The organism is Citrobacter sp. Cm046, assembly GCF_030333065.1.
Taxonomy (GTDB): Bacteria; Pseudomonadota; Gammaproteobacteria; order Enterobacterales; family Enterobacteriaceae; genus Citrobacter; species Citrobacter murliniae.
In genome coordinates this window covers 143,924-164,894 of sequence record NZ_JAOWGP010000040.1, presented here as the reverse complement: position 1 = coordinate 164,894, position 20,971 = coordinate 143,924, and the positions used below count along the sequence as shown (strand labels likewise).

General features: G+C 49.4%; 11 protein-coding genes and 8 pseudogenes. 9 read left to right on the top strand and 10 right to left on the bottom strand.

Translation table 11 applies throughout. The features are described 5' to 3' along the window. Window positions 1-27: 27 nt before the first annotated feature. The 3 genes and pseudogenes from OGX98_RS12845 to OGX98_RS12835 form a co-directional block, all read right to left on the bottom strand. Window positions 28-891 (bottom strand): annotated as a pseudogene (locus OGX98_RS12845) (HlyD family secretion protein). Then, a complete protein-coding gene (locus OGX98_RS12840; RefSeq protein WP_048998660.1) occupies window positions 888-1,103 on the bottom strand; it encodes a DUF1656 domain-containing protein in 216 nt (71 codons plus the stop codon). The pseudogene OGX98_RS12845 and the gene OGX98_RS12840 overlap by 4 nt, the downstream one beginning before the upstream one ends. Continuing rightward, window positions 1,093-1,536 carry a hypothetical protein gene (locus tag OGX98_RS12835; RefSeq protein WP_286595399.1) on the bottom strand — a complete coding sequence of 148 codons (444 nt, stop codon included), beginning with the start codon at window positions 1,534-1,536 and terminating at the stop codon, window positions 1,093-1,095. Before OGX98_RS12835 ends, OGX98_RS12840 begins: the two co-directional genes overlap by 11 nt. On the opposite strand from OGX98_RS12835, the pseudogene OGX98_RS12830 reads away from it, so the two are divergent. Then, window positions 1,510-1,626 (top strand): annotated as a pseudogene (locus tag OGX98_RS12830) (transposase); the annotation flags it as partial. The gene OGX98_RS12835 and the pseudogene OGX98_RS12830 overlap by 27 nt on opposite strands. A 225-nt stretch (window positions 1,627-1,851) precedes the next feature. On the opposite strand, the pseudogene OGX98_RS12825 reads toward OGX98_RS12830, so the two are convergent. Next, window positions 1,852-2,808 (bottom strand): annotated as a pseudogene (locus tag OGX98_RS12825) (IS110 family RNA-guided transposase); the annotation flags it as partial. A gap of 406 nt (window positions 2,809-3,214) precedes the next feature. Between OGX98_RS12825 and OGX98_RS12820 the strand changes: the two are divergent. The 5 genes from OGX98_RS12820 to OGX98_RS12800 all read left to right on the top strand — a co-directional run bounded on the left by OGX98_RS12820 (window position 3,215) and on the right by OGX98_RS12800 (window position 8,760). Beyond that, a complete protein-coding gene (locus OGX98_RS12820) occupies window positions 3,215-3,826 on the top strand; it encodes a fimbrial protein (protein WP_047358718.1) in 612 nt (203 codons plus the stop codon). Window positions 3,827-3,921: 95 nt separating this feature from the next. Continuing rightward, window positions 3,922-4,623: a fimbrial biogenesis chaperone gene (locus tag OGX98_RS12815; protein WP_047358719.1), complete on the top strand. Its 702-nt coding sequence runs from the start codon at window positions 3,922-3,924 to the stop codon at window positions 4,621-4,623. Window positions 4,624-4,634: 11 nt separating this feature from the next. Then, a complete protein-coding gene (locus OGX98_RS12810; protein WP_047358720.1) occupies window positions 4,635-7,121 on the top strand; it encodes a fimbria/pilus outer membrane usher protein in 2,487 nt (828 codons plus the stop codon). Beyond that, entirely contained in the window at window positions 7,112-8,095 is a 984-nt protein-coding gene (locus OGX98_RS12805; protein WP_047358721.1) for a fimbrial protein, read from the top strand. The genes OGX98_RS12810 and OGX98_RS12805 overlap by 10 nt, the downstream gene beginning before the upstream one ends. A gap of 14 nt (window positions 8,096-8,109) precedes the next feature. Beyond that, on the top strand, window positions 8,110-8,760 hold the full coding sequence (locus OGX98_RS12800; protein ID WP_048998670.1) for a fimbrial protein: 651 nt from the start codon (window positions 8,110-8,112) through the stop codon (window positions 8,758-8,760). A 61-nt stretch (window positions 8,761-8,821) separates the two neighbouring features. Here OGX98_RS12800 and mrkJ read toward each other — a convergent pair whose 3' ends face one another. The 4 genes and pseudogenes from mrkJ to tnpC all read right to left on the bottom strand — a co-directional run. Then, on the bottom strand, window positions 8,822-9,538 hold the full coding sequence (mrkJ, locus tag OGX98_RS12795) for a cyclic-di-GMP phosphodiesterase MrkJ (RefSeq protein ID WP_048998665.1): 717 nt from the start codon (window positions 9,536-9,538) through the stop codon (window positions 8,822-8,824). Window positions 9,539-9,679: 141 nt separating this feature from the next. Then, on the bottom strand, window positions 9,680-10,264 hold the full coding sequence (locus tag OGX98_RS12790; RefSeq protein ID WP_048998666.1) for a helix-turn-helix transcriptional regulator: 585 nt from the start codon (window positions 10,262-10,264) through the stop codon (window positions 9,680-9,682). Between the two features lie 119 nt (window positions 10,265-10,383). Next, window positions 10,384-11,094: a flagellar brake protein gene (locus OGX98_RS12785; RefSeq protein ID WP_048998667.1), complete on the bottom strand. Its 711-nt coding sequence runs from the start codon at window positions 11,092-11,094 to the stop codon at window positions 10,384-10,386. Window positions 11,095-11,312: 218 nt separating this feature from the next. After that, window positions 11,313-12,459, bottom strand: a pseudogene (gene tnpC, locus OGX98_RS12780) (IS66 family transposase); the annotation flags it as partial. On the opposite strand from tnpC, the pseudogene OGX98_RS12775 reads away from it, so the two are divergent. Both OGX98_RS12775 and proA read left to right on the top strand, forming a co-directional pair. After that, window positions 12,430-12,612, top strand: a pseudogene (locus tag OGX98_RS12775) (DUF2534 family protein); the annotation flags it as partial. The pseudogenes tnpC and OGX98_RS12775 sit on opposite strands and share 30 nt — an antisense overlap. Before the next feature lie 839 nt (window positions 12,613-13,451). Next, window positions 13,452-19,343 (top strand): anti-phage protein ProA, encoded by a 5,892-nt coding sequence (gene proA / locus OGX98_RS12770; protein ID WP_047357848.1) that lies wholly within the window; start codon window positions 13,452-13,454, stop codon window positions 19,341-19,343. Between the two features lie 416 nt (window positions 19,344-19,759). On the opposite strand, the pseudogene OGX98_RS12765 reads toward proA, so the two are convergent. Next, window positions 19,760-19,897, bottom strand: a pseudogene (locus OGX98_RS12765) (hypothetical protein); the annotation flags it as partial. A 12-nt stretch (window positions 19,898-19,909) separates the two neighbouring features. Between OGX98_RS12765 and istA the strand changes: the two are divergent. Then, a pseudogene (gene istA, locus OGX98_RS12760) lies at window positions 19,910-20,752 on the top strand (IS21 family transposase); the annotation flags it as partial. On the opposite strand, the pseudogene OGX98_RS12755 reads toward istA, so the two are convergent. Next, a pseudogene (locus OGX98_RS12755) lies at window positions 20,744-20,962 on the bottom strand (IS66 family transposase); the annotation flags it as partial. The pseudogenes istA and OGX98_RS12755 sit on opposite strands and share 9 nt — an antisense overlap. Window positions 20,963-20,971: the final 9 nt, after the last annotated feature.

The following is a 20,971-nucleotide window of genomic DNA, read 5'->3' as shown; positions in this document are numbered from 1 at the left end:
GACGTCCTGTGTCAGGGGGGATATCCTTTAAGGCATGATGGAAACGCTTGCGGATAATCCTGCCACTAACACAATCCCCTCAGGTAACTCATCTAACTGGATACGGACAGGTACGCGCTGCGCAAGTCGCACCCAGTTAAACGTGGGATTGACCTCCGGCAGCCCAAGTCTGCCCGTTTCGTCATTGCTGTCACCGATCCCCCGCCCGATACTCTCCACACGCCCCGTGATGAGCGGATCAAATCCCATCAGCGAAATCTGCGCGGTTTTCCCGACGCGGATATGACGCAGTTTAGTCTCTTCAAAATAGCCCACCACCCAGAAACTGTGCGCATCGACAATGGCGACTTTTGTCTCTCCTGCGGTGGCATAGTCACCGGGCTGAAGACGGAGATGTGTGACATAGCCATCCACCGGTGATCTCACGGTGGCATGCGCTAAATTAAGCTGCGCCAGTTGCAGCGCGGTCAGTGCGCCCTGATAATTGGCCCCCGCGATGCTTGCCGCACTGCCTGTTTGCTGGATGTCCTCACTAGATATCACCCCTTTGATCAGCGCCCGTCGCCTTGCCGCATCCTGCCGCATCAGCATCTCATGACGTTTTGCCTCAACGTCAGCCTGTGAACTGAGCACAGCCAGCTTCAGCCAATGGGGATCGATGGCATAGAGAATATCGCCACGGTGAACCCACTGGTTATCGCGGACCGCCACGCGACTCACCGGCCCGGAGACATCCGGTGCAATCTGCACCACATCCGCACGAACCCGCCCGTCGCGTGTCTAGGGTGTTTGCGCATACTGTTTCCAGAAAATAAATGCCACGAGTGTCGCCACCGCAACGGCACTTAATGTCAGCGCATAGCGACCCAATAAAGAGAGTAAAGATTTCATGCAAATAACTCCAGAGTGGTCAGGCCCTGCAAAAGCAGGAAACAACTAATGATAAAAGTCGAAAAATCAATCAACGGGAGAAAGGGCAAACGTCGGTAAAACCTGCTGTAAGAGAAAATTAATAAGAGTGATAACGTACAGATCAGCGCGATGTGCACAGTCATTAGCAGACCGGGGAAAAAAACACCCCCGATACTGATGTCATTTATCATTTGTGGATTCCTCGTCCTGCGTTCGTAACGCGCAGTGCAAATCAACCAGTTTGTCGACTAACTGGCGTGATGGTTTATCAGTGGCGGGCAAGCATTGAACGGTTATCTCTGCGATGCGCTCGCGCAAGGTTTCAGTCTCCGTAGAGTGGGTAATGTCATAAAGGATGGCGTTGATGCCACTGCCTGTGGGCATGTCGCAGCGGAGAAGATGCATCACACTGAGGCCAATGCGCAGAAAGTGCATCAGGTGAACAAGTGCCCGAGCGGATGATGGCCTGCTACGCGGTATGCGCGGCAGCAGCAAGGCAGCTGGATCAATCATCTGATTGGTCCAGTGCGTTTCATCGCCTTTAAATACGCCGTTCACGCTCCGGTGGATATCACGCTGACAACAAAGGAGATCGCTATGCGTAAAGCCCGTTTTACTGAGCATCAGATCATTGCTGTAATTAAATCGGTTGAAGCCGGACGAACCGTTAAAGATGTCTGCCGGGAGGCCGGTATCTCTGAAGCCACCTACTACATCTATGGACTACCTCCGTTTTGCAAGTACTGAATCTGGTTTTGAGTTGTTGCTTACATCTATCCGGCATCAGGAAAATCTGTGCCCAAATGGGTAATCCGCACACAATCGCCTCGACAACTGGACGGTCTCTGAGGCCAATATAATAGTCAGGTTCCGATTGTGCAGGTGCAACCTGTCACCATTTCTCAGTACGCTGCAACTTTTGCTGGTAGGGGATTAATTTCACACTACCTGATACTCGGTCTCATTTCTCAGCATCGACCAGATTATTCTCGCGTTTTTGTTAGCGACCGCCACGGTCGTTTTATTAAATCCGCGCCGTTCCTTTAACTGGTTAACCCACTGATTCATATGACTATCATTGTTATTCGTGGCAACCCTGACGACAGAGCGGGCACCATGAATAAAAAGTGTTCGCAGATGCTTGTCGCCTTTTTTCGTCATATTCATCAGCACCTGCCTGTCGCCACTCGAATGCTGGCGTGGAACCAGACCCAGCCATGCAGCAAAGTGGCGGCCATTCTTAAATTCAGTTCCTTTGCCAGTAGCAGCAACAACGGCCGTGGCCGTTTTAGGGCCAATGCCTTTAACTTTGGCGATACGCTGACAAGCTTCTGATTGCCTGAATACTGTTTCAATTTCCTTATCAAAAAAATGGATCCGACGCTCGAGATCGTTAAAGAGATCATAGAGTTCGGCAATCGTCCTGCGCATTCTAACGCTAAGACCATTTTCAGCATCTTCAAGGATAAGCGGAACAGCACGACGAACTCTTGAGACTGCCGCGCCGATTGTTATTCCCCGATCAAGCAGCAGTCCCCGGATTTGACAGACTGTCGCAGTACGATGATTGACAATACGCTGTCTTGCACGGTGCAGAGCCTGAATATCCTGCTGTTCAGGGCTTTTCGGTGAAACAAACTGCATCGTAGGTTGCATCAGAGCCACAGCTATCGCCTGCGCATCGTTACCGTCATTTTTTTGCCCACGGACAAAAGGTTTTACATATTGGGGGCTGATGACTTTTACGTTATGACCCAGTTTTTCAAACTCACGCTGCTAGTAAAATGCCCCGGTGGACGCTTCGATCCCAATCAGACATGCAGGAATATTTGCCACCGCCTGAAGTAATTCTTTTCGACCAGTACGCTTTGAATAAACTGACTTACCCATGCCATTGTGATTTTAAACATCATTAAAATTATAGCCATTGGCGCATTGTAATTATAACCTCTAAAGATCAATGGATTACTTTGTTTCATGTTGTGTTTGACAAAAGTCAACATGTCTTTGATTGGAATTGCTGATTGTTTTTTTGTTTATTAATAGGTGCTAATCCATGAAACAGTCTCAATCAAGTTGTAAAAGAATGTATATTTAATCCCGAAATAGCATTCTTTGACGCCGACAGCATCGACGAATTCTTTTATAGAATCCGTTCCTGACGCTTTAAATATTGCGGCTTCCGGTCAGTCGAGGTTTCTATTAACAGTCGTACAAGTTGGCATCGCATATCGCTTCTGATTTTTGTGCGAATTAACTGTTTGCTCATTGATACTTAATTCACTCTGACAAGGAAATGGCAATGAAAAAGGTTCTTCTCTCTGCTGCAATAGCGACTGCGTTTTTTGGTATGGCTGCGGCAAATGCTGCTGATACCAATGTAGGCGGCGGTCAGGTTAATTTCTTCGGTAAAGTTACCGATGTCTCTTGTACTGTTTCCGTAAACGGCCAGGGCAGCAATGCTGACGTTTATCTGGCTCCGGTGACTTTAACGGAAGTTAAAGCGGCTGCTGCAGATACCTACCTGAAACCAAAATCGTTCACTATCGACGTTTCTGACTGCCAGGCTGCTGATAAAACTGCACAGGATGATGTGAGCAAACTGGGTGTGAACTGGACCGGTGGTAACCTGCTGGCTGGCGCAACCAGCAAACAACAGGGCTACCTGGCGAACACCGAAGCAGCTGGCGCGCAGGATATCCAGCTGGTTCTGTCCACCGACACCGACACCGCACTGACCAATAAAATCATCCCGAACGGCAGCTCCGCGCAACCTAAAGCCAAAGTTGATACGAATGCCGTAGCAAATGGCGCTCGCTTCACTTACTACGTTGGTTATGTAACCAGCAAACCGGAAACTGTTACCGCCGGTGTGGTTAATAGCTACGCGACTTACGAAATTACCTACCAGTAATATCGACTGAGAGATAAAGCCGCCTCGCGCCGGGGCGGCATAAAACAATAATAAAGCGGCCGCTGCTGCCGCTTATTTTTTATTCTGAGGTCAGCATGAAGCGTATTGCCCTTTTTTTCTGTTTCATTTTTAGTTTTGTGGCCCATGCCAATAATATTATTGTTAACGGCACCCGCTTTATTTATCCAGGAAATGAAAAAGAAATAACGGTGCAGCTCTCCAACACCGCCGACCGTCCGGCGCTGGCGCAAGCCTGGCTGGATAACGGTAATGCTGACGCAACGCCGGATACTATTACGACTCCATTTATTATTACCCCACCTATTTCCCGCGTAGACGCGAAAAGCGGCCAGACCCTGCGTATTAAGCTCGGCAGTAATGCGGGACTCGCTAAAGATAAAGAGACGCTCTGGTGGCTAAACCTTCTGGAAATACCGCCGGTTGAAGCCAGTCAGAAAAACGAAGGGCAGAATATTCTGCAACTGGCGATCCGTTCGCGCTTTAAATTTATCTATCGTCCCAATGGATTAGGCAACCGCGATGCGGCGGCAGAAAAATTAGTCCTTTCTGCAAACGGCAACAATTTGTCCGTCAGTAATCCGACGCCATTTTATGTCACCGTCAGCCGTATCTCCCGCGACGGCGGCAAAGCGCTGAACAGCAAAACGGTGATGTTTGCCCCGCAGTCCAGCCAGACCATCGCCCTTTCTTCCGCAGTGAGCAAAGGCGAGACCCTGACCGTTAACAACATTAATGACTATGGCGCAGATGTCGCAGTGAAAGTTGCCGTCAAATAAGGGAAACGATCATGAAGCAGAGGTCAATCTGCCCGGGAAGATTAAGCACGGCCATTGCGGTTGCGCTGTGCTGCTTTCCGCCATTTTCCAGCGGAGAGGAAAACCCGGGAACGGTCTATCAGTTTAACGATGGGTTTATCGTCGGCAGTCGCGAAAAGGTCGATCTGTCGCGCTTTTCTACCAGCGCTATCAGCGAGGGCGTCTATTCACTTGATGTGTATACCAACGGCGAATGGAAAGGGCGCTACGACCTGAAAATCACCGCCGGTAAAGATGGCAAAATGGGCGTCTGCTATACCAAAGCGATGCTGATGCAATACGGGATCTCGCCTGAAAAATTCAACCCGCAGCTCAGCGAGAAAGAGGGCTTCTGCGGACGCCTGCAAGAGTGGCGCAACGAAGAAAATGTTAAAGACACTCTGATCCAGTCCTCCCTGCGACTGGATATATCCGTACCACAAATCTACGAAGATCAGCGTCTTAAAAACTTTGTCAGCCCGGAGTTCTGGGATAAAGGCGTTGCGGCGCTGAATTTAGGCTGGATGGCAAACGCCTGGAACAGCCACAGCTCGTCGTCCAACGGTTCTGATAACAGCAGTGCTTATCTGGGTATTAACGCGGGCCTGTCGTGGGACGGCTGGCTGCTCAGGCATATCGGTAACCTGAACTGGCAGCAGCAGCAGGGAAAAGCCCACTGGAACAGCAACCAAACTTACCTGCAGCGGCCCATTCCGCAGATTAACTCGATAGTCAGCGGCGGGCAGATTTTTACCAACGGCGAATTCTTCGACACCATTGGCCTGCGCGGGGTAAACCTGGCGACCGATGACAATATGTTCCCGGACGGCATGCGCTCCTACGCCCCGGAAATTCGTGGCGTAGCGCAAAGCAACGCCCTGGTAACGGTTCGTCAGGGCAGCAATATTATCTATCAGACCACGGTGCCGCCGGGGCCGTTTACCCTGCAGGATGTTTACCCTTCCGGCTACGGTAGCGACCTGGAAGTTTCGGTTAAAGAAGCCGATGGTACAGTTGAAGTGTTTAGCGTGCCTTACGCCTCGGTGGCGCAATTACTGCGTCCAGGGATGACCCGCTATGCGCTCTCTGCCGGTAAAGTCGACGACAGTTCGCTGCGTAATAAGCCGATGCTCTACCAGGGAACCTGGCAGCACGGTTTAAATAACCTGTTTACCGGCTATACCGGCGTCACTGGTTTTGATGACTACCAGGCGTTCCTGCTGGGAACCGGGATGAACACCGGCATCGGCGCGCTGTCATTCGACGTTACTCATTCACGGTTGAAGAGCGATACCCTTGACGAGCATGGTCAAAGCTACCGCGCCACCTTTAACCGCATGTTTACCGAAACCCAGACCAGTATCGTGCTGGCGGCGTATCGTTACTCCACCAAAGGCTATTACAATCTGAACGACGCGCTGTATGCGGTTGATCAGGAAAAAAACCACAACAGTAATTACACCGTCTGGCGGCAAAAAAACGGTATGACCTTTACCGTTAACCAAAATCTGCCGGACGGCTGGGGCGGTTTTTATCTGAGCGGCCGGGTGGCGGATTACTGGAACCGTTCCGGAACCGAGAAGCAGTACCAGTTTAGTTACAACAATATGTACGGCCGGCTCTCGTGGTCAGTGAGCGCTCAGCGTGTCTATACCCCGGATAGTTCTGGCCACCGTCGCGACGATCGGGTTTCGCTCAACTTCAGCTACCCGCTGTGGTTCGGTGAAAACCGTACCGCTAACCTGACGTCAAATACCTCGTTTAATAATTCACGCTTCGCTAGTTCACAAATTGGCGTCAACGGTTCGCTGGATAGCGAAAACAACCTCAACTACGGCGTGTCGACAACCACGTCTACCGGTGGTCAGCATGATGTGGCGCTGAACGGCAGCTACCGTACTCCGTGGACCACGCTGAACGGCAGCTATAGCCAAGGCGAAGGATATCGCCAGAGCGGTATCGGTGCCAGCGGAACGCTGATTGCCCATCGCCACGGCGTGGTGTTCTCGCCGGAAACCGGCACTACCATGGCGTTGATCGAAGCGAAAGACGCCGCTGGCGCGATGTTGCCCGGCTCGCCGGGAACCCGTATTGACAGCAATGGCTACGCCATCCTGCCGTATCTGCGGCCTTACCGGATTAACTCCGTTGAAATTGACCCGAAGGGCAGCAACGACGATGTCGCCTTTGATCGTACCGTGGCGCAGGTGGTGCCGTGGGAAGGCAGCGTGGTTAAGGTTTCCTTCGATACCACGGTGCAGAACAACATCACGGTACAGGCGCGCCAGACTAACGGCCTACCGTTACCGTTTGCCGCCACGATATTCGACCCGTCCGGGAAAGAGATAGGCGTGGTGGGCCAGGGCAGCATGATGTTTATCAGCGATGCCAGCGTGCCGAAGGCGACGGTTAAGTGGAGCGGCGGACAGTGTTCGGTGGATTTAAGTCAGGCAAAAACAAAGGAAACGCTATGTCGCTAAGTAAAAAACTGACGCTTTTTATTGGCTTAATGGCGCTGGGGACAACGTCGGCATGGGCTGCCTGTACGCGCGGCCCCGCACCAACCGTGCAATTGGATATGGCAATGGGCAGGGTGGTTGTAAACCCCGACTTACCCGTAGGAGCGGTCATTGCCACACAAAACTGGACCATGCCCGCAGGTTCCGGCATTAACTATCGATGCACCGGTACCACCGTTTTTAAAGCTAGCATTGTGGCTTCAGGCGTCACCGACCTGGGAAATAAAGTTTATTCTACCAATGTGCCGGGTATTGGTATGCGTTTTAGCCGCGGCGGTTCAACGGTCAATATTATCTATCCGGGGTCGTTTACGACAGGAGGCGGTAATTTTTCGCTTGAAGGGTCGCGTTTTACGCTGGAAATCATAAAGACCGCAGCGGTAACCGGCAGCGGCACCCTGGCGGCGGGTAAATATACCTCTTATGACTGGGAGAACGGTAATAACCCGATCCTGGTGACGCTCCTGAGCGCCAATGCGATAACCGTGGTTTCACCCTCGTGTACCATCCTGAGCGGCAAAAATATGAACGTTGATGTCGGTACCATCAAGCGCAGCGATCTCAACGGCGTGGGAACCACCGCCGGGGGTAAGGATTTTAATATTGAGCTACAGTGCAGCGGCGGGTTAAGCGAGTCGGGGTACGCCAATATTCAGACTTCTTTCTCCGGCACGTTGGCGACGGGGACGGCCTTGACTCGCGGGGCGTTGCTGAACGAAAAAGCAGGAACCTCGCTGGCGAAAGGCATTGGTATTCAGGTTTTGAGAGAAGGCACGCCGCTGGAATTTAACAAAAAATACAGCATCGGGAGCTTGCGCACGCAGGAAACCCGCTTTATCACCCTGCCTCTCCATGCGCGCTTCTATCAATATGCGCCGACTACCAGTACCGGTGAAGTGGAGTCGCACATGATCTTTAACCTGACGTACGATTAATGCGGGAGGCGGGTATGAGTGATTCAGCAAAGTATAAAAATAGCACACGACTCATTCAGTTGGCCTTGATGAGCGGGACGCTTATTGCCTCCTCGGCGTGGGGATTCGAGACGAATTACGATCGTGGGCGGGTTGATTTTGCCGGACGAGTGACCGACATCTCCTGTAGCGTGGCGCTTAACGGCGGCAATAATGCAGGGAGTGGAAGCGTCTGGCTGGCGCCGGTCAGCCTGGCAGAAGTACACGATCGCGGGGCGGGGGCATTTATGAAACCACAGCCTTTCACGCTGGAACTCTCAAACTGCCAGCTTCGCCATGATGGCGGCGCGGCGGATAAAGATGAAGTTCGGATGGTGAGCGTACGCTGGATTGATGGGTTTATGGTCAATTCCGTCAGTAATGAAAACGCCGGTTATCTGGCTAATACGCGCGCGGACGGGGCCAGCCATATTTTCCTGGCCCTGTCGACTAACGACAATAATACGCTGGACAAGAGCAATAAAATTGTCCCGGCTGACCCGCAGCAAAACCGGGTGCCTCTGGTCGAAAAGGCGGTGGATGGCGGGATATTTACTTATTACATTGGCTACGTTACGCCAGCGCCGGAAAAAGCGACCAGCGGTCCGTTGACCAGCTGGGCGACCTGGGAGTTAGTTTATAATTGAGTGATTGATTGACTTTATTGCGCGAATGTTAATATTGATGCCGGAATGCTCCGGCATTTTTTTAAACCTTGATATCTTCTTTGACCAGTTGTTCAATACTGACTTCCTTCCAGTAGTGTCCCTGAATAGCAAACCATTCCATGCCCTGTAACCATTTCTTGTGCGCTTCACTTTCTACGCCTTCAATAATCACATTATGGTGGTTACGGGAAAGAAAGGTGATCAGCGCGTCCATCAATGGTCGGCCAGAATCTTTTTGCATTAAATGCCAGAAGAAGTCTTTATCGATTTTGACATAATCAAAATGGTAGCCTCGAATCGCGCTAATACCCGCATTACCTGAGCCAAAATCATCGAGCCAGAGCGTCGTACTTTGCGGATCGCTCCAGGTTGCAAGAGCATTGTTCAATAATTTATTCGAGTTTTCTGTTACCTCAAAGTGAACGCAGCCAATGTGATCAACGAGGTTTTTAATCTCTGGTCTTAGCAATATGTTGAGTATATGGTCATCAATATTGATTGTTGCAGAGATGCCGTTTTTATTAAACCACTGTTTATGTTTTTCAATAAGCGCCAGCTGCTCCATGAATATGCTCTCGCGCAATCCCGTATTGGCATAGCGGAAGAAGTTTTCTGGAGAGATAGACAGGCTATCGAAACGACTCAGGCACTCTACGGCGACGAGCGTATTTTTTGGGGAAAACATCTTTTGAAAGACATAACGAACGGATATATCGCTACGTGATAAATTATGATTGGAAAACAGAGTCGCGTTCATTATCTCTCGTCAAAAATCAGGTCGGAGGTAAAGAGAAGATAACTTTATTATAGGTGAGGTTTATGTCGATGGGAATGATTATTAAAGGCAGATTACCAATGAATTATCGGCTTTTGATTGGTCACCCACATATTTTTGGCTTTAGCACCGATACATATTGACTATCCTTTTATTCATTATCCGTGAGTTATTCATCCCCAGTTTCTTCATAATATGTACTTTATGGCTGTGTACCGTTTTGTGATCAATATCGAGGAGTAATGCGATTCTTTTATTGTTGTTACAGGCAATGATTAGCTCCAGAACCTGAAGTTCCCTGGCGGTTAGCTTACGCCGGGTACATAATCCCTGACAGCCATCGGCGGTCAAAGGTCTGTTGATGATGGCTGAGAAATCTGATAAAGAAGATTTTTCAGTCAAAATCAATAAATGATCGATATCAAGCAGCTCCCTGAACAGTCTGGAGAGGTCACTTTTTACAATTAAAACCAGCAAAGCACAGTGCGTAAGACGCTTGCGCAGGGTGTTAAGCAATGCGACCGTTGTGGCTGCAGAGATATCCTTATGGATAGTGTTGACAATAATGGTAGTGGTTGATGGCGCGCTGGTCCCCTTAACAATATCCTGGAAGTTAAGAGTGGTGATGTTTTTTTTGTTATCAATCATATAATCATGGATCGAGTGTCCGATGATATTGTCGTCAGTATAAAGTAATGTGTTTTTCAATGTGTTAAATTTTCCTGTTGACTATCGTTATCATAAAAAATGTCTTGTGTGCTATTGAATTAATAGTGTTTTAGGTTAAAGTGGTTGTTTTTTATTGAAATTGTATTTCATCAGGTAAATTAAACTAGGGTTCGCCTGTTTTTTATTTTTCTATCAATTATCAATTTGACAATTATTTTTTCTATCTCCTCTTTTTTTTCTTCACTTTCGTAATAAAACATGCAAGATACTCTGAAGCTTGTTGTATCACATTGTTTGTGATTATTTTTCTCGGATATATGCTTTATCTTTAAATTAACAAGGATTTGTCCGTACTCCCCAAGATTTAACTCTGAATTTTCAAGTTTATTTCCATTCCTAATAAAACTATGCAAAGGTTCCAGGGATATAAACGAGCAACCACCTTCAGATATATCATTCAAGTGATATTTATAAATAGTGCCACTTCTGTATCTTCCAGAGCAATAAAACTGGCTTTCGTACCTAACGTTAATTCTTGGTGATGTCCTTCGTTGTAGTATTGATAATGATTCAGGGATAATGAAGCATAGAAGATTGTTTGAATTGTTTTTGGCAGTGATTCGATTGTTGGTTGTGAATTCTATTTTTCCTAATGGGCTGTGGATGATAAAATAAAAAATGCTCTCTTTAGGAAGGCCAGGATGAGAGGTGGATGGTTTTATATAGAAAAAATTTCCTTCTATTTTTTTTAGTGTCGACTGGTGTTTTATATTATTACAATAGAAGTACAATTTAGATTGAATCCTGAGTTCATCTCTCAGAATTGCAATGATTTCATATCTGGAATTTTTAGAAACTCCTTCAGACATATTGACTCCCTAATCCAAAAATAGCCAGAATTTTAATTTATTATCCCATGTTTGAATCGTATTTTTCTTAAAAAAAACGCCATTACAGCCTATTGTTTAATGTAAAAAAATAGGGTAATTCTATTGATTGATGGTTGACACTGTCGAACTTTCTTTATTGGTATTTGGAATGAATAATCTTTTAATATGTAAGCGTTCAGCGAGCGCCGTATTGACGGCTATTTATTGGTGAGATCTACGTTCCAGGGCAGAAGTTCAGCCACTTTGTTCGACGGCCACTCCGGCAGTACACTCAGGATGTAGCGAAGGTAGGTTTCCGGATCGATACCATTGAGCCGACATGTTCCGATCAGCCCATATAGCAGGGCTCCACGTTCACCACCATGATCGCTGCCGAAGAAGATATAGTTCTTTTTACCCAGACATACTGCCCGTAACGCCCGCTGCGCTGCATTGTTATCAGGTTCTGCAAGGCCGTCATCGCAGTAGTAGCACAGCGCATCCCACTGGTTCAGGGCATAAACGAACGCCTCGCCCAGCCGGGATTTTTTTGACAGTGTCGTGCTTTTTTCCACCAACCAGTCATGCAGCGATGTCAGCAGCGGCTTACTTCGGGACCGCCTGGCTGCCAGCCGCTGAGATGCCGTGAGGCCGCGTATTTCTTCTTCTATCGCGTACAGCTCACCGATACGTTTCAGGGCCTCTTCTGCTGTCGCTGTTTGCGTGCTTATTTATATAGACGTCATGGATTTTTCTGCGCGCGTGGGCCCAGCATGCGGCTTCTGTCAGCGGCCCTCCTTCACGTTCCGGACTGAACAACCGATCATAACCTGCGAAGGCGTCCGCCTGCAGCACACCATGATAGTGGCGAAGATGCTGCTGAGGATGTTTCCCCTGCCTGTCTGGCGAGAAGGCGAACCACGCCGCTGGCGGATCTGACGAGCCAGCGCTCCGGTCATCGCGAACATACGTCCAGAACCGCCCGGTTTTCGTCTTCTTTCTGCCCGATGCCAGCACCGGAACAGGTGTGTCGTCAGTGTGTAGTTTGCGGCAGTCCATCACGTAGTGGTAAAGGGCTTCATCCAGCGGGGCCATTAACCGGCAGCAGGCACCCACCCAGTTGGAGAGCAGCGCCCGGCTGAGATCCACACCCTGACGGACCAGGATTTCAGTCTGGCGATACAGTGGCGTATGTTCACAGTACTTGCTCGTTAACACGCGGGCCAGCAGACCCGGTCCGGCGATACCCCGGTCGATGGGACGTGATGGCGCAGGGGCTTCAACGATACAGTTGCATCTGACGCAGGCTTTTTTCACTCTGACCGTGCGGATCACTTTCAGGGCGTTGAAGACCAGTACAATCTGCCAATGGAAACCCGGGACATATCCTTGTTCATTATTCAGGGAGCATGAGTTGCCATCTATAGTCTTCTGTTCACCGTTATAGGCTCTCTCCCGTTTGGCTTTTATTTCCTGGGTCCAGGGATGAGAAGGGTTAGCAGGACTCTAATTTCATAACGTCTTAGCCGAGCCTTTCAAAGGCTTTCACCTGTATGTGCCAGTACTGTTTGCGCTGGCACTGTCAAATGGCAACACATTGCCAGCCCCCTTTTTCATGAAACGACGCACGTTCTGCGCGTATTGTAATAGTGGCTAAAAATAGTTGATCGGATGCGCCATTTAAGTCAAATTTCACTTTAGTTTGTCCCGTCGTGCTACATCAATCTAAAGGATATTTAATCCTAAGTTATTACATTGAAGGATTGAATGTCCGTTTATGGCACGTAGCGGACCGCTTGAAGAGGCGTGTGGTCTGCTAAGAGCTGTGAGTTCACTGTTTGACAAAGACATGACTAAAATCGTGGCTTGTTAAATAACAGGGAACAAATAAAGGGATATATTCAATTGTTATCAATCCATTTTTTAAAATATTATATCGAATATCACCTTTTCTTGATTTTTTTGTTGTTCATTATTACAGTTGAATCGAGGGGGAGGGGGTAAAAACTTATATTTATCATTGAGATAAAATTTTATGAAATTGCTATCCTACCTCAGATTACTGGGCTGACCTAATCTATAGATCAGGTTCTCTTTATACTTTATGTTAGCGAAATACTAAGATGCTTCTTAGTGAGACCTCTTGACGGTAGAGGACGCGTGCATAGATTTTACAATCACTGCCTTTCGCCCCCTAACCTAATCCGCGAATGATGCATCCTGAACTTGCGCGCCAGTTCTTATACTCGTCGTCAGAGCAATCAAATTGCTGATGCTTTCTGCCTGTTCAAGGCATCTCCTGTCGTCAGCAATACTGTGCATATTTGATTGATTTCCTCTTAAGGAGAATTAGTTTCATGGGTATTAAAGCGCAGGTGAGTATCGCGCACAAGCTGGGGTTCACATCACACCAAAATGCAGTTCCGCTGTTACGTGAGCTTATCTTGCATAATGAGTCCGAAGAGACATTTCAGGATCTGACACTGCATCTGAGGACCGTGCCAGCTGTGCTCGAAGAAAAAAAATGGAATATCGATCGCCTGCTTCCCGGTACTTCACTTGATATCAGAGATCGGGATATCAAACTTAATGCTGAATGGCTAGCCGAACTGACTGAAAGCGTACTCTGCGAAGTCACGCTAAGTTTGCGCCAGGGTGAGGAAGAACTCTTCATTACCCATTACCCGCTTGAGGCACTGGCGAAAAATGAATGGGGTGGCAGTGCAATGATTGAATTGCTCCCTTCATTTATTATTCCTAATGATCCGGCTGTGGATCGTGTACTCAAGGCAACCTCTGATGTCCTTCGCCGTGCAGGCAAGGATGACGCTCTTAATGGTTATGAAAGCAAGTCGAGAACTCGTGTCTGGGAAATTGCCTCAGCTCTCTGGACTGCTGTTTGCAACCTCAATATCAGTTATGCCCTTCCCCCAGCCAGTTTTGAACGCAATGGCCAGAAAATTCGCACTCCAGGAGCCATTCTGGAAGGAAAAGTCGCGACCTGTCTGGATACAACATTATTATTTGCTTCAGCACTGGAACAGATTGGTCTGAATTCACTGCTAATGCTCAGTGAAGGTCATGCGTTTGCTGGTGTCTGGTTACAACCGCAGGAATTTTCGCAGCTAGTGACAGATGACGTCTCTGCGGTGCGCAAACGTGTCGACCTGAAAGAAATGGTCGTATTTGAGACAACTCTCGCGACCAGAGCTCACCCGCCTTCATTTACTCAGGCATCTGATGAAGCGTTAAAGCATCTTAACGAGGATGTTTTTCACGCAGCCATTGATTCCCGTCGCGCGCGTATGCAGAAAATTCGGCCACTGGCTCTGGGGGGCACTCGCCTTGAAGACCAGTCGGATGCTTGCGAGGTTATTTTGCATGGGTTTGAGGAAGCCCCCTATATCCCTGATGTTGATATTGATATCGAGACAACTGGCGAAAAAGAAGCCGGGGGGCGGCTGGTACAGTGGCAACGAAAACTTCTGGACTTAACCACCCGTAACCGCCTGTTACACCTGTCTGAAAGCGCTAAAGGCATTCGTTTGATCTGTGCGAATCCGGGCCATCTTGAAGATAAACTGGCTGAAGGCAAACGCATTCGCATTGTCCCGCTCCCTGATCTCGAAAGCGGCGGCCGCGATGCCGAACTTTATCAGCAGCTCACAAATGAGAACCTGCAGGAAGAATACGCTCAGATTGCGCTGGAACGCGGTGAAGTCGTCTCCTCAATGGAAAAATACCGCCTCGAGTCATCCCTGATCGACCTCTATCGAAAATCGAAAAGTGATCTCGAGGAAGGTGGTGCCAACACTCTTTTCCTCGCTGTTGGCTTCCTTAAATGGAAAAAATCTGCTGATGACCCCAAAAGTTACTCTGCTCCACTGATACTGCTGCCGATTCAACTTGACCGTAAAAGTGCACTTTCGGGCGTGACCATGCGTTTGCTGGAAGAAGAGCCCCGCTTCAACCTTACACTGCTTGAGCTGCTGCATAATGACTTTGCTCTGACAATCAACGGCCTCGATGGTGATCTACCCACCGATGAAAGTGGTGTTGATGTGGATGGTATCTGGAATATGGTACGGCGTGCTGTACGCGACATACCCGGTTTCGAAGTCACCCGCGATGTCGTGATTGGCACATTCTCTTTTGCCAAATATCTGATGTGGAAAGATCTCATCGACCGGGCACCTCAGCTGATGCAAAGTGCGCTGGTAAAGTATCTTATCGAACGCGGCCAGGAAAATGCCGTTCTGGATAAGAGCGGAGAAGTCATCAACGCTCATGAACTCGATGACAACATCAATACGCAGGATCTTTTCTTGCCGTTGCCTGCAGATTCCTCGCAAATCGCCGCTGTTGTAGCCTCTGCAAAAGGCAGGGATTTTGTTCTGGATGGCCCACCCGGTACCGGTAAGTCGCAAACCATAGCCAATATGATCGCGCATAACCTTGCGCTAGGCAGGCGCGTACTTTTTGTCGCTGAAAAGAAAGCGGCGCTGGATGTGGTCTATCGTAGGCTTGAGGCCCAGGGACTCGGTGAATTTTGTCTGGAACTGCACTCGAGCAAAACGTCCAAGATGGATTTTCTGAAACAGCTCGAGCGGGCATGGGATGCGCGTGATCTACTAACCACCGAGGAGTGGAAGGAAGAAGCGGCCAAGGTGCAGCACCTGCGTGACAAACTCAATGAGGTTGTCCGTTTGCTCCATCGGCGCTGGCCCAATGGCTTAACACTCCATCAGGCAATGGGCACAGTTATCAGGGATGCAAGTAGCGCCACGCCGCACTTTAGCTGGCCTGCATCGACTTTGCATTCTTCTGCAGAGATGACACAGTTCAGAGAGATAGTAAAACGTCTGGAGCTGAACCGTGATGCATGGAAACAGCACGGCGATCATTTTGAACTCATCGCGCAGGCTGACTGGACCAATGGATGGCAGTCCTCTCTCATTGCTGCAGCAAACTCATTGCCTGCAACCATCGATCACCTTGAAGACGCGACCGAGGCGTTACTGAAGGCGACGGGAGTTACTCTGCTCTCTACCGAGCCGGAGAGACTGTCGCAGTTAACTTCATTCTGTGAATTATTGTCGGAAGCTTACGGCATTGATCTGAGTTTCATGTTCGCACCGGATGCCGCAAGCCGTATAGAGTCAGCGAATAAAGCCGTTCACCTCCTGAAAGAGATTGAAGCGACAAAGGCTAATCTGTCAGTTACCTACCCTTGTAACAGTTGGCAGCACGTTAATGTCCCACAGATCAGAAACGCACTTGACGTCGCTGACAAAAAATTCTGGTTCTTTGCGACCAGTGCCCGCAAGAAAGTCATTGGTGAAGTTATCCGACAACACTCGCTAACGTCAGCCCCCGACTTATCCGTTGATCTCCCCATTGCTGAAACTCTGCAGACATTGCTGCAACGTCTGACCGAGCTTAACTCTGCTACTGTATCTCTGCCGGGATGGGTTGGACTGGATACCAACGTTGCACAGTTGCAGACCACCCTGCAACTTGCCGAATCTATCCGCAATTCGCTTGGTGGTTTCGCTTCTTCGCCACAGCAGTTGGCCGAGATCCGCACTGCGGTAAAAAACCTGATTGTTGATGCCAATGACCTTCTCGGTTCGCAGGGCGTTATCTCCGCACTAACCCGGAAACTGCGCACAGCGATCGCCGATTTCAATGATGCACAGGTTAGCTTCTGCAATCTGATAAAACCATCTGAGGATAAACCATCGCTCCCGGCACTGCGTGACTGCGCACTCAATATCCTGCAACATCAGTCCGCTCTTAAAGCCTGGAGTGACTGGAGCCGTGTGCGTGAGGAAGCGATTTCACATGGCCTGCAACCAGTGATCAACGCGCTGGTCCATCTTGACTCAGGAGACATCAGCGCGGCAGAGATTTTTGAAACTGCCTATTGCCGCTGGTTTGCATCGTGGATGATCGATTCAGAGCCGCTGCTGCACAATTTTGTGCCGGCTGAGCACATGAGTGATATTGAGGCTTACCGTACGCAAACCGATCGTCTGTCCAAACTGGCAGTACGCTACATCCGTGCCCGTTTATGTGGCGTCATTCCTGCAAAAAATGAGGTCAGCAAGCAGGGTGGTTTTGCTCTGCTTAAACATGAACTACAGAAATCCCGTCGTCATAAACCGGTACGTCAGATGGCAGCAGAAATGGGAGATGCCATGGCCAAACTTGCCCCCTGCATGCTTATGAGTCCGCTTTCAGTCGCCCAGTTCCTGCCCTCGGACCAGGACTTGTTTGACCTTGTGATTTTCGATGAAGCATCGCAGATTGCCCCGTGGGATGCTATCGGCACCATGGCGCGTGGCAAACAGGTGGTAATCGCTGGCGATCCCCGCCAAATGCCGCCTACCAGCTTTTTTAATCGTGCAGCCAATGACACTGACGATGATACTGAAGAAGATATGGAAAGCATTCTGGATGAGTGTCTTGCTGCCGGCCTGTATAACCACAGCCTGAGCTGGCATTACCGGAGCCGTCATGAAAGCCTGATTACCTTCTCCAACCATCGCTACTATGACAGTAGCCTGATTACGTTCCCCGCTTCGGAAACAAAGCAAAGTGCTGTCCAGTGGTGCAAGGTTGCAGGCGTCTACTCTAAAGGGAAAGGACGTCATAATCAGGCCGAGGCAGAAGCGATCGTCGCTGAAACGGTGAAGCGACTGACTGATAAAGAGTTCGTTGCATCAGGCAGATCGATAGGCATTATCACGCTGAATACCGAACAGCAAAAGCTAGTCAGCGATCTGCTGGACCGTGCCAGACAGCAACACCCTGAAATTGAACCCTTCTTCCAGTCTGAACTGGAAGAACCTGTTGTGGTTAAAAACCTCGAAACGGTTCAGGGGGATGAACGCGATTTGATCATACTCTGCATCGGGTACGGCCCGACTGAACCGGGCGCAAATACAATGTCGATGAATTTTGGACCGCTTAATCGCGAGGGAGGCTGGCGCCGACTGAATGTTGCCGTCACACGTGCGCGGCAGGAAATGATGGTCTTCAGCTCGTTCGATCCTTCCTTTATCGACCTTAATCGGACCAACGCCCGCGCGGTTGCTGACCTCAAACACTTTATTGAGTTTGCCCAGCGCGGCCCTGTAGCTCTTGCCCAGGCAGTACGTGGGTCTGTAGGCGGTTATGACTCACCGTTTGAAGAGGCAGTGGCAAATGGCCTGAGAAGAAAAGGCTGGCATGTTGTCCCGCAAATTGGCGTATCCCGTTTCCGTATTGATTTGGGGATCGTTCATCCGGATAAGCCTGGCGACTATCTTGTCGGTGTTGAATGTGACGGCGCCACTTACCATAGCGCAGCAACAGCACGCGATCGCGATAAAGTCCGGAGCTCCATCCTGCAGGGCCTGGGCTGGAAATTACTGCGCCTCTGGTCAACAGAATGGTGGATTGATAAAGAAGGCGCACTCGACAGGCTGGATGCAGCAATAAGTCGCCTGCTGGAGGACTCCAGAGCAGCGGAAGCCGCACTGATTGCTGAAGCAGAAAAACAAAAGCAGATTACGCCAGTCATCGCTCCCGTAACCAATGATGTCAGTGATGACATACTGGTTTCTGAAACTACACCTGTCGCTAATGATGCGGAAATATCCGCGTCAGTAACCCCTGTCATCCCGCTTACTGCCAAAGTAAGCGAAGATGATGGTAACACTGGGCTGAAGTATGCATCTTTAGCTTCTCAGAATAACGACAAGCCAGTGAATGTCGGTAAGTATGTCGTTAACGATCTTCAGGAATGGTGCGACAGGACAGATGCAGAACAATTCTATATCGCTGAATATGATGAGACACTTAAAACCCTCATTGAAGCGGTGGTGACAAGTGAATCACCAGTCCTGGATACAACGCTTGTGCAACGCATCGCACGTATACACGGCTTCACTCGCGCCGGCAGACTGATACGTGAACGCGTAATGGAAATTGTGGATCAACACTATCACCTTGCAACCGATCACTCAGGTGAAGACTTCGTCTGGCTGTCCGCAGCGCAACGTGCTGACTGGAATGTGTTTCGTTTGCCAGCCACGGATAACGACATTCGTCAGGTTGACGCGATCCCCAGTGAGGAATTACGCGCACTGGCGCTGAGTATTGAAGGTGACAATAAGATACAGGAAATGACCCGCTCGCTTGGCATTAAACGCCTGACTAGTCAGGCAAAAAAAAGGATTGAATCAGTACTTGATGTTGTTTGAAGGTCAACCGTGTGGAAAACCTCTTTTAGAGACTAACAGTCTGAAATATAGAGTCTTATTCGATCATCTTGAGACCGAATGTATTAGAGTCGATTTCTGACACCTCTTATCGTGGTTTTCTGCATCACCAACATCGACCAGTTGGGCGTAATCAAGGAGGACGTCTGGAAAACGAATCTATGGTCACTCCCGTTTTTGCAACACCGATTTTGACAATAAGTTGGTTTGCTTGAATCTATTCGGCATCAGAGTGGAATTTTTTTTCCACGCCTCGATGAGTTCCGCGCCTGATGAACCTCCAGAAATTATACGGCTTCAGCGAGCCTTTCCGTTTTACAGGCCGGTGGGCCGTTTGTATCATCAATAATCAGTATTCGCAAAACCAGATAAGTGATTGTTTAAAAGTGTTATTCTCGTTATGTTTCGTAAGTTTGCTGTCGTGCCGTAAGTGCCAAGGCTATTCTAGCCAGCTTGTTTGCGAGAGCGCAGGTCACGACAAAGTTACTTTTCTTACACAGTAACTCCCTGACCCAATCGGCAGGCTTGCCAGTCTGCTGTATCCGGAGTCCGACAGCCGTCCTGGCGAACTGGGGGATCCTGACTGGGCTGAAATCCACATGGAGCTGCGTAAAAAAGGCGTCACCCGTCATCTGTTATGGGAGGAATACTGTCAGCGGGTACCTGTCAGGGCATACAGCTACTCACAGTTCTGCTACTGCTATCAGGCATGGTGCCAGTTGCAGAAGCGCTCCATGCGCCAGCAGCATATCGCCGGGGAAAAATGCTTTATCGACTACTGCGGGCCAACGATTACTGTCATCTCGCCGGAAACTGGCGAATGCCGCCAGGCACAGATCTTCGTAGCCGTTCTGGGGGCCTCAAATTATACCTTCGCTGAAGCCACCTGGACGCAGTCACTGCAGGACTGGCTTCTCAGCCATGTCAGGATGCTGGAGTTCTTTGGTGGAGTACCCGAAATACTGGTACCGGATAATCTGAAAAGCGCGGTAAACAAGGCCTGCCGTTACGATCCCGAGCTGAATCCATCCTACCAGCAACTGGCTGAGCATTATCAGGTTGCAGTGATACCCGCCCGTCCCCGAAAGCCCAGAGACAAACCCAAAGCGGAGGTAGGCGTGCAAATCGTCGAACGCTGGTTCCTGGCCCGGTTACGTCACCAGGTCTTCTTCTCGCTGTCGGAGCTGAACCACTGTATCCGTACGCTGGTTGCCAGCCTCAATGCGCACCCCTTCAAAAAGATTCCCGGCAATCGCAGGGAAGCCTTCGCAAGATTGGATCAGGCCGCGCTTCGCCCTCTGCCGGTACATCCATGGCGCTACCTGCATATTAAAAAAGCGAAAGTGAATATCGATTACCACGTTGAATCTGAGCAGCATTATTACTTTGTTCAGGTCAGCTTCCATCTGCGCGATACGGCGGGAGACCTTTTCGGAACGACTGCCGAAGTTCATCCGGCGGAGCTTGTCCAGTTGCGCCTGCAGATAGTCTATTTCGCGTTCACGGGAGGCCAGTTTTTCCAGCAGGGCCTGGTTCAGCGCTTCCTGTTCGGCAAGGCGCTGTTTCAGCTGAAGGATGTCGTCAGAAGAGGTGTCGTTCATAAGCCCGTA

What these genes read in the sequence shown, in the direction of transcription:
- OGX98_RS12840 (WP_048998660.1), bottom strand. Translation starts at nt 1,103, where the DNA reads ATGATAAATGACATCAGTATCGGGGGTGTTTTTTTCCCCGGTCTGCTA.
- OGX98_RS12835 (WP_286595399.1), bottom strand. Translation starts at nt 1,536, where the DNA reads ATGCTCAGTAAAACGGGCTTTACGCATAGCGATCTCCTTTGTTGTCAG.
- OGX98_RS12820 (WP_047358718.1), top strand. Translation starts at nt 3,215, where the DNA reads ATGAAAAAGGTTCTTCTCTCTGCTGCAATAGCGACTGCGTTTTTTGGT.
- OGX98_RS12815 (WP_047358719.1), top strand. Translation starts at nt 3,922, where the DNA reads ATGAAGCGTATTGCCCTTTTTTTCTGTTTCATTTTTAGTTTTGTGGCC.
- OGX98_RS12810 (WP_047358720.1), top strand. Translation starts at nt 4,635, where the DNA reads ATGAAGCAGAGGTCAATCTGCCCGGGAAGATTAAGCACGGCCATTGCG.
- OGX98_RS12805 (WP_047358721.1), top strand. Translation starts at nt 7,112, where the DNA reads ATGTCGCTAAGTAAAAAACTGACGCTTTTTATTGGCTTAATGGCGCTG.
- OGX98_RS12800 (WP_048998670.1), top strand. Translation starts at nt 8,110, where the DNA reads ATGAGTGATTCAGCAAAGTATAAAAATAGCACACGACTCATTCAGTTG.
- mrkJ (WP_048998665.1), bottom strand. Translation starts at nt 9,538, where the DNA reads ATGAACGCGACTCTGTTTTCCAATCATAATTTATCACGTAGCGATATA.
- OGX98_RS12785 (WP_048998667.1), bottom strand. Translation starts at nt 11,094, where the DNA reads ATGTCTGAAGGAGTTTCTAAAAATTCCAGATATGAAATCATTGCAATT.
- proA (WP_047357848.1), top strand. Translation starts at nt 13,452, where the DNA reads ATGGGTATTAAAGCGCAGGTGAGTATCGCGCACAAGCTGGGGTTCACA.